Origin of the sequence: Simiduia litorea (assembly GCF_042853465.1) — a bacterium.
Lineage (GTDB): Bacteria > Pseudomonadota > Gammaproteobacteria > Pseudomonadales > Cellvibrionaceae > Simiduia > Simiduia litorea.
Genome location: NZ_AP031497.1, coordinates 417,158 through 431,856, shown reverse-complemented (window position 1 = coordinate 431,856; position 14,699 = coordinate 417,158). Strand labels below are relative to the sequence as shown.

At 50.5% G+C, this 14,699-nt stretch carries 8 protein-coding genes; 2 read left to right on the top strand and 6 right to left on the bottom strand.

Going from position 1 to position 14,699, the window contains the following annotated elements; all coding sequences use genetic code 11:
• Positions 1-10 precede the first annotated feature (10 nt).
• The gene (locus ACGHTT_RS01845; protein ID WP_390593171.1) at positions 11-1,477 is read left to right on the top strand and encodes a dihydrolipoyl dehydrogenase; all 1,467 of its coding nucleotides are present in this window, start codon (positions 11-13) and stop codon (positions 1,475-1,477) included.
• 70 nt (positions 1,478-1,547) lie between these two features.
• Here the strand turns inward: ACGHTT_RS01845 and ACGHTT_RS01840 are convergent, their stop codons facing one another.
• Entirely contained in the window at positions 1,548-1,940 is a 393-nt protein-coding gene (locus ACGHTT_RS01840) for a ribonucleotide reductase subunit alpha (RefSeq protein ID WP_390593170.1), read from the bottom strand.
• 157 nt (positions 1,941-2,097) lie between these two features.
• Here ACGHTT_RS01840 and ACGHTT_RS01835 point away from each other — a divergent pair, with 157 nt between their 5' ends.
• Positions 2,098-4,491: a zinc-dependent metalloprotease gene (locus ACGHTT_RS01835; protein ID WP_390593169.1), complete on the top strand. Its 2,394-nt coding sequence runs from the start codon at positions 2,098-2,100 to the stop codon at positions 4,489-4,491.
• Between the two features lie 72 nt (positions 4,492-4,563).
• On the opposite strand, the gene ACGHTT_RS01830 is transcribed toward ACGHTT_RS01835, so the two are convergent.
• The 5 genes from ACGHTT_RS01830 to ACGHTT_RS01810 all read right to left on the bottom strand — a co-directional run bounded on the left by ACGHTT_RS01830 (position 4,564) and on the right by ACGHTT_RS01810 (position 14,447).
• On the bottom strand, positions 4,564-6,108 hold the full coding sequence (locus ACGHTT_RS01830) for a DUF4397 domain-containing protein (protein WP_390593168.1): 1,545 nt from the start codon (positions 6,106-6,108) through the stop codon (positions 4,564-4,566).
• A 234-nt stretch (positions 6,109-6,342) separates the two neighbouring features.
• Positions 6,343-7,746: a hypothetical protein gene (locus ACGHTT_RS01825; protein WP_390593167.1), complete on the bottom strand. Its 1,404-nt coding sequence runs from the start codon at positions 7,744-7,746 to the stop codon at positions 6,343-6,345.
• 205 nt (positions 7,747-7,951) lie between these two features.
• The gene (locus ACGHTT_RS01820; protein WP_390593166.1) at positions 7,952-9,484 is read right to left on the bottom strand and encodes a lytic polysaccharide monooxygenase; all 1,533 of its coding nucleotides are present in this window, start codon (positions 9,482-9,484) and stop codon (positions 7,952-7,954) included.
• A 45-nt stretch (positions 9,485-9,529) separates the two neighbouring features.
• Positions 9,530-12,610 (bottom strand): glycoside hydrolase family 9 protein, encoded by a 3,081-nt coding sequence (locus tag ACGHTT_RS01815; RefSeq protein WP_390593165.1) that lies wholly within the window; start codon positions 12,608-12,610, stop codon positions 9,530-9,532.
• 58 nt (positions 12,611-12,668) lie between these two features.
• A complete protein-coding gene (locus ACGHTT_RS01810; RefSeq protein ID WP_390593164.1) occupies positions 12,669-14,447 on the bottom strand; it encodes a cellulase family glycosylhydrolase in 1,779 nt (592 codons plus the stop codon).
• Positions 14,448-14,699 lie beyond the last annotated feature (252 nt).

Below are 14,699 nucleotides of genomic sequence, written 5' to 3'. Positions count from 1 at the left end.
GGAGTTAATAATGCAAACCCTCAGCACAGATGTCGCGATTATCGGCGCGGGCACCGCAGGCCTAGCCGCTTACCGCGCCGCGCGCGAACATACCAACAAGGTCATACTGATCGAAGGCGGTCCGCATGGCACAACCTGTGCCCGCGTCGGTTGCATGCCTAGCAAACTGTTAATTGCCGCCGCGGAACACGCGCATCACGCAAGTCATAACGGCGTATTTGGTGTGGACTATACGGCGCCAAAAATTGATGGTAAAAAAGTAATGCAACGGGTGCAAAAGGAGCGCGACCGGTTTGCCGGTTTCGTGGTGAAATCTGTCGATAGCTTCCCCGCGCAACACAAAATTTCGGGCTATGCCAGCTTCGTGAACCAGCAGCAATTAGAGGTACAACAAGCCGACGGAACAGTGCTCAGAATTGATGCGCAGCGCATCGTGATTGCCACCGGATCATCGCCCTTCGTGCCCGACTTTTTAAAGGCCGCAGGCGACAAACTGTTGATTAATGACGATCTGTTCGAGCTCGACGATCTACCTGAGTCAGTGGCCGTTTTTGGCCCCGGCGTCATCGGCCTTGAGCTGGGCCAAGCGCTGTCGCGCCTAGGCGTGAGAGTGGCCATGTTCGGCGCTTCAGGAAGCCTTGGGCCGCTACAAGACGACAAGATCCGCGACTACGCTCACGCACAGTTTAACCAAGAGTTCTATCTCGATTCGGCCGCAAAGGTCGAGCAAGTATCTAATCAACAGGGCCGCGTGGAAGTGCGCTATCGGCATCGAGACAAAGGCCTCATCAGCGAACGTTTTGACTATGTCCTTGCCGCCACGGGTCGGCGTGCCAACTTGGCACCATTACGTATAGAGAACGCTGATTTAGCGCTCGATGCGGTAGGTGTTCCGCTGCACGATCGCTACACAGGCCAATGCGGTCAGAGCTCTATCTTTATCGCCGGCGACGTATCCAACGATATCCCGCTTTTGCACGAAGCCGCAGACGAAGGCAAAACAGCGGGCGATAACGCCGGCCGCTCGCTCAAGAATGTCACCGATGTGCGCACCGGTTTGCGGCGCACCCCCATAGGCGTGGTGTTCACCGAACCGCAAATGGCAACCGTAGGGCTGTCGCTGCCGCAGGTTAAGCAGCGCGGCGAGCACTGTTACGCCATCGGCGAAGTCAGCTTCGAAGACCAAGGCCGCTCGCGGGTAATGCACAAAAACATTGGCTTATTGCGAGTTTATGGCGAGCAAGGCACAGGTCTCCTGTTAGGCGCTGAAATGTTTGGCCCGGCGGCAGAACACATCGCCCATCAACTTGCCTGGGTCATACAAATGCGCATGACCGTGCCACAGATTTTAGACCTACCCTTTTACCATCCCGTCATCGAAGAAGGTGTGCGCACGGCACTAAGAGATTTGAATCACCAACTACACATTGGTCCAGAGATGGTGGAGAAGTGCTTAGATTGCGGGCCGGGTGCATAACAACGGAAAAACCACGTTTAAAACGTAAAAAGCCTTGCTCGAGCAAGGCTTTTTATTGTCAGAAAAATACTTATTGGCGATCAAACATCAACAGGTTTTCGGCGCGATCGAAAACTAAATACTGGGATAAATCTTGACCGGTTTTAATATCGCTGGTCATCTTATTTAAATAAGGCTCGGCATCTTTTTCCGAGGGGGCGATCTGGCCTTTACCACTGAGACCCGCCACAAACATCATATCCCACTCGGCACTAATAGCATCCGCCTCGGCCACCAAGGCTTTAAAGCTTTTGATATCGGTTGGCAACTTGTCTACACACATGACGGGCGACAAAGTACCGCGCTCTGACTGCTGATCGGGGCTTTTGCCCTCAGACTCGGCCGATGCGAAAAGTAGCAGCATACGCTGGGCATCTTGCTGCTCTGTAGCCATACGAATCAAATCAGAAAAGTTGTTAATCATAATATCCACTGCCCAAACGCTAACAAGATTGAGCGCCTATTGTGTCGGGTGCCGCAGGCCACCGCCTTGACTTGCATCAACCGATAGGCAAACACCCTGGCTGCACGCTATTGAGGGAAACCCTCGCCCAAGGGTCTTTATGTAAACGGAGGATTCAATGAAAACACGATTAATAGCCCTCGCGCTCGGCATTTTTGGCCTGCTGCTCGGTTGCAGCCAAGCCCCAGCACCCAGCCAAGACATAGCCAGTTTTACCCAGAAAATGCAGGCACAAGCAGGCCTCATACCCATCTACTACGCACCCGATACTGGCAAAGTGTATTTGGAGGTCGCTAAATCCTCACCTGAATACATCTATTACTTCAGCTTGCCGCAGGGGTTGGGCTCCAATGACATAGGCCTAGATAGGGGCCAACTCATGGATCTGAACACCAAGCTGGTCAGGTTTGAAACCGTGGGGGACAAGGTGCTACTGCGGCAGCTAAACACCTATTACCGAGCCAACACGACAAATGCTTTGGAACAGCGGTCGGTACAAGAAGCTTTTGCTAGCTCAGTCCTTTGGGGCTTTCCGGTGGTTGCCAGCAACGATTCCCATGTTTTAGTGGACGCTACAGAATTCGCCTTGCGCGATAGCCACGGCGTTGCGCGTCGATTGAAGCAGACCCAGCAAGGTGATTTCCGTTTGGATAGCTCGCGCTCAGCCATCTATTTGCCGCGCACCAAAGCCTTCCCCACCAATACTGAACTTGAGGCAACCGTCAGCTTTATTGGCGAAGAGCCGGGTCAATTTGTCCAAGACGTGAGCCCCGATGCCCATGCCATTAGCCTGCGTATGCATCACAGTTTTGTCGCCCTACCAGATGCCGGTTACACACCGCGCCCGTTTCACCCACAAAGTGGCTTCTGGTCTTTCGAATACAAAGACTATGCCGCCGCCATCGAAGAGGATATGACCCAGCGTTTCATTCCACGGCACCGATTGATCAAAAAAGACCCGTCGGCCCAACTCAGCGAAGCGGTCGAACCCATTGTTTACTACTTAGACCCCGGCACTCCCGAACCTGTGCGCACAGCGCTACTGGATGGCGGTCGCTGGTGGAATCAAGCCTTCGAAGCGGCTGGCTTTAAAGACGCCTTCCAGATCAAAATATTACCCGAGGATGCAGACCCCTTAGACGCCCGCTACAACGTGATTCAATGGGTGCACAGGGCCACACGTGGCTGGTCTTACGGCTATGGTTTAACCGATCCTCGCACCGGCGAAATTATCAAAGGCCACGTAACCCTAGGCTCACTGCGGGTACGCCAAGATTACTTAATTGCCCAAGGCATGACCGCGCCCTTCAAGACAGAGGGCGCAGACACCCAAGCACAATCAGCCATGGCACTGGCACGTATTCGCCAATTATCTGCCCATGAAATTGGCCACACCTTAGGCATTGCCCACAACTTCGTCGCCAGCAATAAGGATCGAGCCTCGGTGATGGATTACCCGCACCCACTGTTCGAGTTAACCGACGACAATACAATCACCTTAAGCAACGCCTACGCGGAAAATATTGGCGACTGGGACAAACGCGTTATTCAATACGGCTATGGTGATTTCACCGACCAACAAGCGCGGCTGGACTTTATTGATCAATCGCACGCGCAAGGCTTTCGTTTTATATCAGACCCAGATAGCCGCAGCGCAAATGATGCCCATGCCAACTCAAGCCTTTGGGATAATGGCGCCGATGCGGTTGCGGAACTTAATCGAGTGATCGCCCTGCGCAAGGTCGCACTGGAAAACTTCAATCAAAATGCCCTGGCGCCTAGCCGTGTGTATTCTGACCTCGAAGAAATACTAGTCCCAGTTTACTATTTTCATCGCTACCAAGCTGAAGCCGCTGGTAAGTGGATAGGCGGGCTAGATTATAACTATGGTGTTAAAGGCGACGCCGGCGGATTGATGCTTAAACCCGTCACCGTCGCACAACAATTAAAGGCCATAGATGCGCTGCTAAGCACCCTAGACCCTGCGTTTTTACAGCTACCTAAGGCGATTGAAGCGCTGATTCCACCCAAAGCTTATGGCTATAGCAAAACCCGCGAAAGCAGCCAAGGCTATACCGGCGCGAGCTTTGACTCACTCACATTAGCGGAAGCCAGCGTCAATCACAGCCTCGATATTCTCATCGCGCCAGAACGGCTCGCGCGCCTCAACTGGCAACATAAGGATTCACCAACACTGCCCAATGCAGAAACCCTGCTACAACACATTTGGCAAAAAATCGCCCAAAAACCCAGCACAGGGCTGATGCTGCAACAACGCACACAAACCGCGTTCGTCAATAAAGTTGGCGCGCTACTAGCGACGAAAGCAGCGCCGGAAGTTAAGGCCGCTGCACTGAAAACCTTAAATCAAATCGTCAAAGATTCAGACGAAAAAGCGGCGAAAGAAACGAGTCATGGGCAATGGTTAAACGCCTTGGCGCGCCAGAAAATAGGTAAATTAACCGTGGATGCCGACAACGCTGGCAAGATGCCGCCCGGTTCACCGATATAGAGACCTGAGCTATTCATTTCAATACCCTTAAAAAAAGGCCGCTAAACGCGGCCTTTTTTAAGGGTCGAAAAACTACTGGCTAATTTTCAAACGGTAACCATCCGTTGCCGCAACATCTGCTTCAAAGGTGAGCAAATAATTCTCGCCCGCTTGCACATTAAATGGCAGCGAATCGCCAAATTGATGCAAGGTCGTTACCGTAGTAATAGTGCCGTCGCTATTAGTGGTCTGAACCGAGGTTGAATAGGTGAGGTACAGAACATAGTCCGCCACTGGCAGCGTGAAATTACGCTGGCTGGCAAAGGCCAACCTATTCAATTTATACTGCGCTGTGGGCGCAATAACGAGATTGCCGCCCTCGTCCAATGCTTCAAAAACCTCGCCTGCGGCTTCATTAACAAAATGTAAAGTCAGCAAATATTGCACGACTGGCGCATCGTCCTCTGTCTCGCCTTCAAGCTCCTTAAGCGCCAAATGAACGTAGTTAACATCGGCCTCGTGCAGGCGCGGGCGTTGGGATTGTGGCAGCAAAAAAGCCAGTAACGCTTTCGTTTCGTCCGTTTCCAGTACGTTATCCAAGAAGAACAATACCGAGCTAGATCCAACCGCCACATCTACATCGTCGCGCGTGTAGTGTACGCTATCCGAATTCCCCGCAGCCGTTACCACCACCTCGTACTCGCCGCCCTGAAGGTCCATAACATCGCTGAGTGCGCTTGGCGCCAGGCCAGCAATAGTGCTGGTTTCAGAAGCGTTAGTGAGGGTTACATCAACACTGTTTAAATCCGAAATACTGTTGTAGGCGCGTAGTTTGGTTGCTATTGGATTCAGTTGATCTGAGTAGCTATAGACAAAACTTGAGCTTGAAACCTGATCCAGTACGATGCTACTGCCATCGCCAAAACCAACTTCCCGCAACATGAGAAAATAGGTTTTTGCTTTCACGAAAGGCACGACATCAGTCGTTAAAATCCGGTTGCCAGAATCCACATCCACGGCGAAAAATATGTAGTTGCCTTCTTTAAGCGTGGTTGGTTCCGACTGGCCACCCTCGCCAAGAGTCACTAAAAATTGTGCCTCGTCAAAACTGCCGCCTTCAGCGACGTAATACAATTCAATTTGACCGCGCGCCGCCGTGACATTAAACACCGTAAGACCCAACTCACCGCTGTCATAAGACTTAGGCGGGACATAGCGATACTCCGTTAGTTCGGGCGCAGAATAGTCACCGGTCATTAACCAAAAACTGTATTCATCCTTAACTATGGTTACATCGCGCTCAAACAGCGTAATTTTTTCGCCGGGGTTAGCTGGGTCGGCACGCTCAAAAGACAATGCATAATCAGCCGGAGAAACGGCAGAGATGGCCGAGGCGTCGCCGAACTCAACCTTGGACACGATATCAAATGGCGCGCCAGTCGTGGGAACGACAGGAATAACAAAGTCAGTGGTCGACGAATTTGGCGAGGCGTTGTAAAACTGCAGATAGCCAGCCGCGGCCGGTTTTCGCCGATTACTGTCGCTATCCGAGCAAGCAGCGAGCACCAATGCGGCCAAGCAAGCGAACAACACGGCGCTGAACTGACGCCCGCGGCCAGAAGAATGAAGAGTTTTCATATGCTGATTTTGACCCAGAATTAAATAACGGGGGATTATTCCAACTCTTGGGACTGCTGAACACCCTTTTGGTTCAGAAACAGCAAGTTTTATTAGGATTTACTAAGCGCCTGTGATCTAGGAAGGAGATCACGACCATTTAGGTCGTTTTTTGATCACCTTTCGCCGCCGCTTATAACAAGACATCGATACTAAAAGCCGCCAGGGGGCGGCCTCGATATAACCTGCCCTCAGCTACCGGGCAACGCTGATGCGATAACCGCCGTAGGCCGAACTATCTGGCTCTACTATCAACATGTAATTAGAATTCGCCTCTAACTCGAGGTAGATGTCATCAACCAGCGCTTGCTCCACTCCATCGTCATCGGTGTAGGTGATATAGACAGCGTAGTCACCAGATACCAAGGTGAAATTGCGTACTTTTGCAAAATCAACACCCGTTAACACCTGGGCAGCGGACTCTAAGGTTTCACCTTCATCCTCGTTCACAAAATAGGCTTTAAGCAAATAGCGATCACCATCGGCGTCTAACTTATTAGCAAAGCTTACTAAGTTAATATCGTGCTCATAAACCCTTTCTCTGACATCTTGGGTAAAGACCAAAGCACTGACCACATCGCTCGTGCTCTTATAAAACACCACGTTTTTGGAGGCACCTGAGGCGAGCGAAACCAACTTATTTTCTAGGTGCTTGCCGGCAGGATTATCCACTTCGGTTAAAGCGAGGGTGTAGTCACCATAAGGCATAGTTTGAAATTCAGACAAACGATCGGCGTCAAGCGCAGCAAAGCTGGGGTTCTCTGAACGGCCTGTCAACAGCACATCTACGGAGCCCAACTCGTCAATACTGTTGTACACACGCAATTGGGCAACATTATCTTCATTCGTATAGTTGTAAACAAACGTCGAGGTAGTAACCTGATCTAAGGAAATGGTTCCGTCCGTGCTCTCGTTATCATCGCGCAATACAATAAAATAAGTTTTCGCTTCAACGAAAGGTACCTCGGCCGTTGCCAAAATAAGTTCACCACTATCCACCTCAATCACGTAAAACGTATAGTCACCCTCTTCGAGATCAAAGCTTGCGGATTGCTCTCTCGCGCCTAAGGTCGCTAGATAACTGGCTTCCTCAAAATTTCCATCCTCAGGCGCATAGTAGATTTCTAGCTGGCTTGAACCTGAAGTGAAATTGTAAGCTAATAGCTCAAACTGTTCGTCGTCAAACTCATCGGCGGGTTCATAGTCATAGGCAACTAATTCAGGCGCGGTGAAATCGCCAAACATAGCCCACAGCGTATAATCATTTTTGCTAATGCTAATATCTCGCTCCACCACAACCACATTGTTGGTTGCATCACCCGTATCGGCACGTTCGAGCGTCAAGGTGTAATCTTCCAGCTCTATCGCCGCTAATGCCGTTGCATCACCATAAGGCGCAGAACCAACTAATGCATCGTCTAACCGAAGTTGTGTCGTAGAGGAATTGGGCGAGGCATTATAAAACTGTAAATAACCGCGATCATCGACACTACTATCGTCGTCATCGTCGTCATCAAGACAAGCCACTAACATTAATGGCATTAGGACAAGTAGGGAGATTCGCGCCAACCATTTCCGCGCTTGAATTATTTCGAACATCGTCACTACCACCTCAAAAAAAATTTCAGAAGCGGCAATCTAACAGTAGATTGTGATTCAATCAGTCAACATAAATTAGCTTTTGTCTAGTAGTGTAAATTATTGTAAAGCCTCGATTTTACCCAGCGTGGCACTCACCTCTTATCTCCACATAAAAAAGGCGAGCACTAGGCTCGCCAACTAGAGAAGAGAATTTCTATAACCATTAATTCGGTGCGCAAACACCGCCGACAAAGTCCGGCTGCACGGCAGTTTCGCCAGCTGCCTTGGTTATTTGCACACCAAAGCTAGCGGTTTGGCCAGACGGAATATTTTTATTCCAACTCAATGCCGTCGCTTGGTAAGGATTAGCGCCGGTCAAGGTAGCATTCCACGAGCTAGCCACTCGGTTACCGTTACTATACTGCCAACCGACAGTCCAGTCGTTCACAGCGCTTGCGCCTCGGTTATTGATTCGAATGGTGGCCACCGCTCCTGTGCTCCACTCATTTTCCACAACGTATTCACAGCTGATATCGCTACTGGGCAATGCACTCACGGTGACAGGTTTTTGAAGGGTAGAATTCAAACTTCCATCAGAAACCGTCAAGCTAACATCATAAGTACCCGGCACTGCATAAGCATGTACCACATGAACACCTTGGCCAACATTGCCATCGCCAAAGCTCCACGCATAGCTCAGCGTATCACCATCTGGGTCGGATGAGTCATGGGCATGTAGCGTAGCCTCCAAACCATTACTCGATGACATGAAGCTCGCCACCGGCGCGGAGTTTTCCGCTTTTACGGTAATAGAAACCACTGCGGGCGCAGAATTTAAGTTATCGTTATCAATTGCAACAAACGCAAAAGAATCTACGCCGCTGTAATTAACATCTGGTGTGTACACGCGGCTAGCACCCGTGCCTGTAACAACACCATGCGCAGGCTGTGACGTTAGCGTATAATCTACTACTTGCCCATCGGCATCGGTGGCCACTAAAGTAATTGCTGCGCTGCCATTTTTCTCTAATGTCACAGATTGATTCTGTGCGCTAGGTGGCGTTGGTCCCGCGGAGTAAGACAAGTCCATACATCCATGGAAACGCTCGTAGGTAAAGTAATTTCTGCCCCACTCGCCGTAAACCACATGATGTCCTGATCGCGCCGGCAATTGACAAGTGGTATGAAAACTCGTGTTAGCTTTATCGGCTACAACCAAGGGATTAGCGTTAGGATTTTTGTCGTCGTAATTCAACGCACAAAATGCCTCTGTCTCAAAATCATCCCAGGTTAATTTTTTATTCGGGTCAAAAACGAACCCCGGCTTTGTGATCCAATAGCGAAACTCCTCGGTATCATCAAAGTGAGGCCCCCAAGAAATATTCCAGGTAAACACTTTTTCACCTGCCACGACGGGTGTGGTGGGCCAGTTAGTCGCTGTGTCCCACGGCGTTGCACCACCATTCCACACTTCGCTATCAAAACCGCAAACATTACCGGGCAATGGCGTCACTCCTTTGCGACCAACGTCATGGCTTAACACGCTCATAAATTGATAGCCACCATTGGCATCATTCGCAAAGGCATCGACACAGGCTGGGGTAGTGGCTTGATCGGGTTTTTCTTGCAAGCCACACTTGGCGTTGCGCGCCGGTGGGTCAACCATCAGACCATGGCCTACCGCCATCGAAGAAACACCTAGCGACGTTATTATCACGGCCGATGACAGCAAGCCTTTTCTAATTTGACTGTACATAGTTTTCTCCATAAAAAAGGCCCAGCAATATGCTGGGCCATTCATTTACTGGCAAACAGCGCCAGTGACTGTGGGCACAGGCGCAGCCTGACCATTAGGCTTAGTGCCTTGCATACCAAACTCCACATACTGGCCCGGTTGAATAGTGTTATTCCAACCGGCAGAGGTCGCGGTGTAGGGGTTATTACCCACTACCGTGGCATTCCAACCACTGGTGCGCGTAACACCCGCAGGATAACTCCAAGTAACCGACCAATTTGAAACCGGCGCACTGGTGGTGTTGGTCAATCGAATGTTGGCAACAAAGCCTGTATTCCATTGATCTGCAACGATGTATTCACAACTAACACCAGGCGTAGGCGCAGTAACGGCAACATTTTTACTCGTCACTGTACTATCGATGCCATCGGATACAGTCAGCTGCACTGCATAGCTTCCTGCCGCTGCAAAGGTATGGCTCGCCGTCTTACCAGACTTACTTACGCCGGCAAAATCCCAGCTATAAGTCAAGGTATCACCGTCTGCGTCTGACGATGCTGACGCATCCACATTGACGGTTAAACCACTGCTCACTGCCGAAAATGAAGCCACGGGTGGAGTATTCGCCGGCGGCGTCACAGCGTTTAGCGTGACACTTGCCGACGCGCTTAAATCTGCACCACTCGTATCTTGCGCAACCAGCTCAACGAGAAAATTGCCTGTCGTTGCTGGCGCAGTAATATTCACCATTGAGCCCGTAACTCCGGTGGCAACCTGACCCCCATTCACCAACACCTTTACACTGGCGGCGTTAGCTAACGTGAAGCTCACGGGCACGAGTGCACCGGTATATACCTGCGCATTATTGTTGGGTGAAGAGATGGCAACTGATGGCATCACAGGTTCAGTTACGGTGACGGAAACTGTCGCTTGATTTGACACAGCACCACTGTTATCGGTCGCGGTATAGGTAAAACTGTCTACACCAAAAAAACCTGCTGCGGGTGTATAGGTTCGCACCGCACCGGTTCCCGCGAGGCTGCCATGTGCTGGATTGGCCACTTGATAAGACGCAATGCTGCCGTCGCTGTCGGTGGCCGACAATGCCACTTGAACCGGGGCACCTTGCTCGGTGGTCACAGACACATTTTGTGCGCTAGGTGCACAATTGATACCGGTGCCAACGCCACACGGTGGTGTTGGCTCAGAGCCCCAGATAAGTGTTGTATTGTTGTACAACGCGATCTTTGGCGCCTGCATATCCGCGTTGGTGTAACTATCCCAAGACGGATCGCCGGCGTTCACCCAATCCGCGGAGTCGCCAGTGGTGGGCAGCGACAGGCGGAATTGCACTTCTTTCTTGTGATCAGATTGCCCGCCGGGGAATACATTAACACCGGTAAAGTCGATTTCGGTGTAATAAATATTGTCCGCCGCATTACCCCAAGGCTTTAGCTGTGAAACGCTGGTCGCTTGACTATAGGCAGCCGTTACTTTCACGTCTGATACAGAATAACCTTTAGCTTTCTCGGCGGTTAAATCGACAAAATAGCGGAATTTTAACTTGTCGGTATTGGCAGCAGGCCATGCAGACCGGTTATAGACCTTGGCCGATATTTCCACGTGACGGGGACCAGTGGCATTGGTTTTTGCTTCGATGAAATATTCCAGATCGCGAACTTCTGGCGCAGGAAATTGATTCTCTGCAATGGGTGAACCACCAAAATCCATATACAAGCGCGCAACAGCGCCAGTGAACCCAGAGTTGTAATCGGTCGCCACTTCATTGGCAATATAGTCGCCACGATCATCGACATAACTATCACCTGTGCCCGGGCCGCCAACGAGCGCGCCCACGAGTAAATGGCGACTCTCGGTTGGCACGGTCAAACTATCGGCCCAGGTACCGTGCGCGCCACGGTGATGAGGATTTTTTGGACCATTCGCCGAGGTGCCAATTTGATAGGAAATACCCATGGGGTTATCGCCCAAAATGTATTCCAATTGGCTAACAGCGAAGTTGTAATAGGTACCAACACGCGCATCGCTCGGGTTCACGGATTTTAAATAGTCGGAATAAACCAGCGCGATAAACGATGTGTTAGAGGCGTAGCGCGTCGCCCCCCAAGTATCCAACTGCGCCAAACCGCCGGGTGTATATTTCACTTTGGCGCCTTGGTAGCCGGTAGTCCAATAGTCCAGCCAGCGCTCCGCATCGGCCTTGTACTTGGCCTCTCCAGTTAATTGGGCCATCAAGACATAGGAGCCGTAGCCTTTATCATCCCAAGCGTGGGTCCACTTGTAGGATTTAACCGTAGATTGTTGCTCGGTATTTAACGTGTCATAAGCGGCGACGGCTGCATCTAAATAGCTTTGTTCACCGGTGGCGCGATGCAGCCAGATGGCTGACCACACCAACTCATCGTTGTAACCGCTCCACGAGTTGTAAAAACCTGACGCATCGGTAATACAAGCACTGTACTTTCCTCTGTAGGTATTGGCGAAGCTATATAGCTGCTTGGCATGACTGATTAAGTTCGCAGAATACGCCGGGTCATCGGTTTTAAATACCATCGCAATGGCAGACAAAGCGGCCGCCGTTTCGCCGGCCAAGTCAGAGCCGGGACAAGTCGCATCGACTTTGTACGACGGCCGAGTGCTGGCCGCGCGGCTGGTCAAATGTAAAACCTCTGGCGAACCCCACCACGCGTGATCCGCACTGCCCGAGCCCACTTGGCCATACAATTCATTCGGTGCAGTGTGTGCACTCAGAAAATAATCCGCGACAAAGCGCAAATTATTTTTAATGTGCGTCATCTGACCTGTTTGTGTATAGGCCGCTGGGTACTCCACCACACCCCACGCCAACATGGTGGCAGACGCCGCCATTGGAAAGCCGAATTTAACGTGATCACCGGCATCGAACCAACCACCGGAAAGATCTTTACCAACATCTGCACCGTCGGCTAACACCGAATCACCACGCCACTCAACACGATTCCACGCCGGTAATTTCCCAGCTTGCTGTGCTTCGTAAAAATAAATCGACTTTTGCAGTGCCTCACCATAATTTGGTACCGCCATTGCGTCTACCGCACCCAATGCGACTGCACTGAAAAGCGCTGTTTTTAAAAATATCTTTTTCATAAAGGAATCTCTCATAAAGCCCGCTAATAATTAGCGGGCACTGCTACTAAAGGGTTAGTTACAAACCAAGAGGTTCTGCGCCACCGTTGAGGTAATGGGTTTTCACCGTGATACCGCTGGAACCTAGCGGCACCTCGTGATCCAACCCAATAAATTGGCCACTAGTATTCTTCCAAAGCACGGGTTTCAAAACGTTGTACTTGGCTTCATCCCAAGAGGTCCAATCGCCGTTCAGTAGGCCACCGGTATCGCCAGAGTTTGGATTCAAGCACCAAAAAGTGTGATGAATTTTGTAATCATTCATCAATGATTGAATCGCTAACATCCACTTTTCATTGTCACCACCGTCGAGGAAGCCACCCCACTCACCCATCAATAAGGGTGCGGTACCACTGGTGTGAATGTAGAGCCAGTTGTCTTGCCACACATCATTGATCAATGTTTGCTTGGAGAAGCCCGCATAGAACCAATCTTGCGCAAAAACTAGCGGGCCATAATCGTGCGGCGAATACATAATTTTATTTTGATGACCCGGCACAAGAACAGGATGGTCAGCGACGCCCCGTAAGTTGCCACCCCACCAATTGAAGTGGTAAGCCTTTTCATTTTTCGAATTCCAACTCACGCCATCGATGGGATATACCTCAATACCTTCAACCATGATCAGCATATTTGGGTTGGCCGCCAAAATAGCCTTCGAGGTTTTTTCCGCCACATGCTTCCAGTTATTTGCGTCAGTGGAGTTATCCCATTTGGCGAATACTGCATCGCTGTGGGCCTTGCCATGCGGCTCATTTTCCAGGTCAAACGCAATGATGGTGTCGTCGTTCTTATAGCGCTCGGCCAACCAAACCCAGGTATTGATAAAATCAGCTTCGGTAATATTGCCTTTGGTCCACAGAGGTTGCACATGTCCCGAGTTATCAGCCTCTGCTGAGTGGGCATCCATCAACACCTTGACGCCGTACTTTTTACATGAGGCCAAGAAGGCGTCGAAAATTTCTAAGCTGTTTTTGCCCAGCAGTTCTGGGTTGGCATGGGTATTAACGTTGACTGTTTTAAAGGTGCCCGCCATCCATTCCTTCACGATTTCCGTCGAAAAAGGCACTCGCACAAGGTTGATCCCGCGATCCGCCATCGCCTTAACCGTTGCATCAAGGTTGACACTCCACAAGCCATGGAAAGTTCGCTCGGTGGTGTTATAGCCAAACCAGTTAGCGCCTGTTAACCACACTGCCTTGCCATCTTTGTTGACGATAGTGTTGCCTGACACGCTCAACCAATCGTCACCGGGCAGGGCGTTACTTGGCGGCGTCGGCGTGGGTGTCGGTGTTGGTGTTGGTGTTGGTGTTGGTGTTGGTGTTGGTGTTGGTGTTGGTGTTGGTGTTGGTGTTGGTGTTGGTGTCGGTGTCGGTGTTGGTGTTGGAGTGGGTGTTGGTGTTGGTGTTGGAGTGGGTGTTGGTGTTGGTGTTGGTGTTGGCGTTACGCCGCCGTTAAACACGATGTCCACAGGTAGCATCGCATTACCCGGGGAGCCAATAAACCCAAAGCTAACAGATTCACCGGCACTGATCTGACCGTTGTAATCCAAGTTGCCAATGACATAGGTATTACCCACATGGGAAATGATACGTGCGTTCCAAATTTGATCTATTTGAAAGCTAGCACCGAATTCTATGGTCCACCCATTTACCCCCGCGGTTTCATTATTGAGGATTTTTGTATCGCCTTGAAACGCACTGCCCCAATCGCCGCTAGTAGCCATCGATACCTGCGCTGCATCAACGCTCGCTGCTAGCAAGGTGGAAATGGCAAGGCCTAAAATTTTTCTATTCATAACTTTGCTCCTGACCTGTAAATCTTTTTTTATTAGTTTCGTGATTGTCAGTCCGAACCTCCGCGACTGATGCGATTCAAACTACCGCTGAGTAACAAAGCTGTCGTCTAGACATCGGCATTGCGTCATTTCAAACGTTCAACTTTCCGCAATTAGGTACAGATAGGGGTCGAAACAGAAGTATTATTCGGGCGAAATGTCACGCATTTTTACAAGATTGTTTGTGCGCCACCGATTTTGTGAACTGAATAG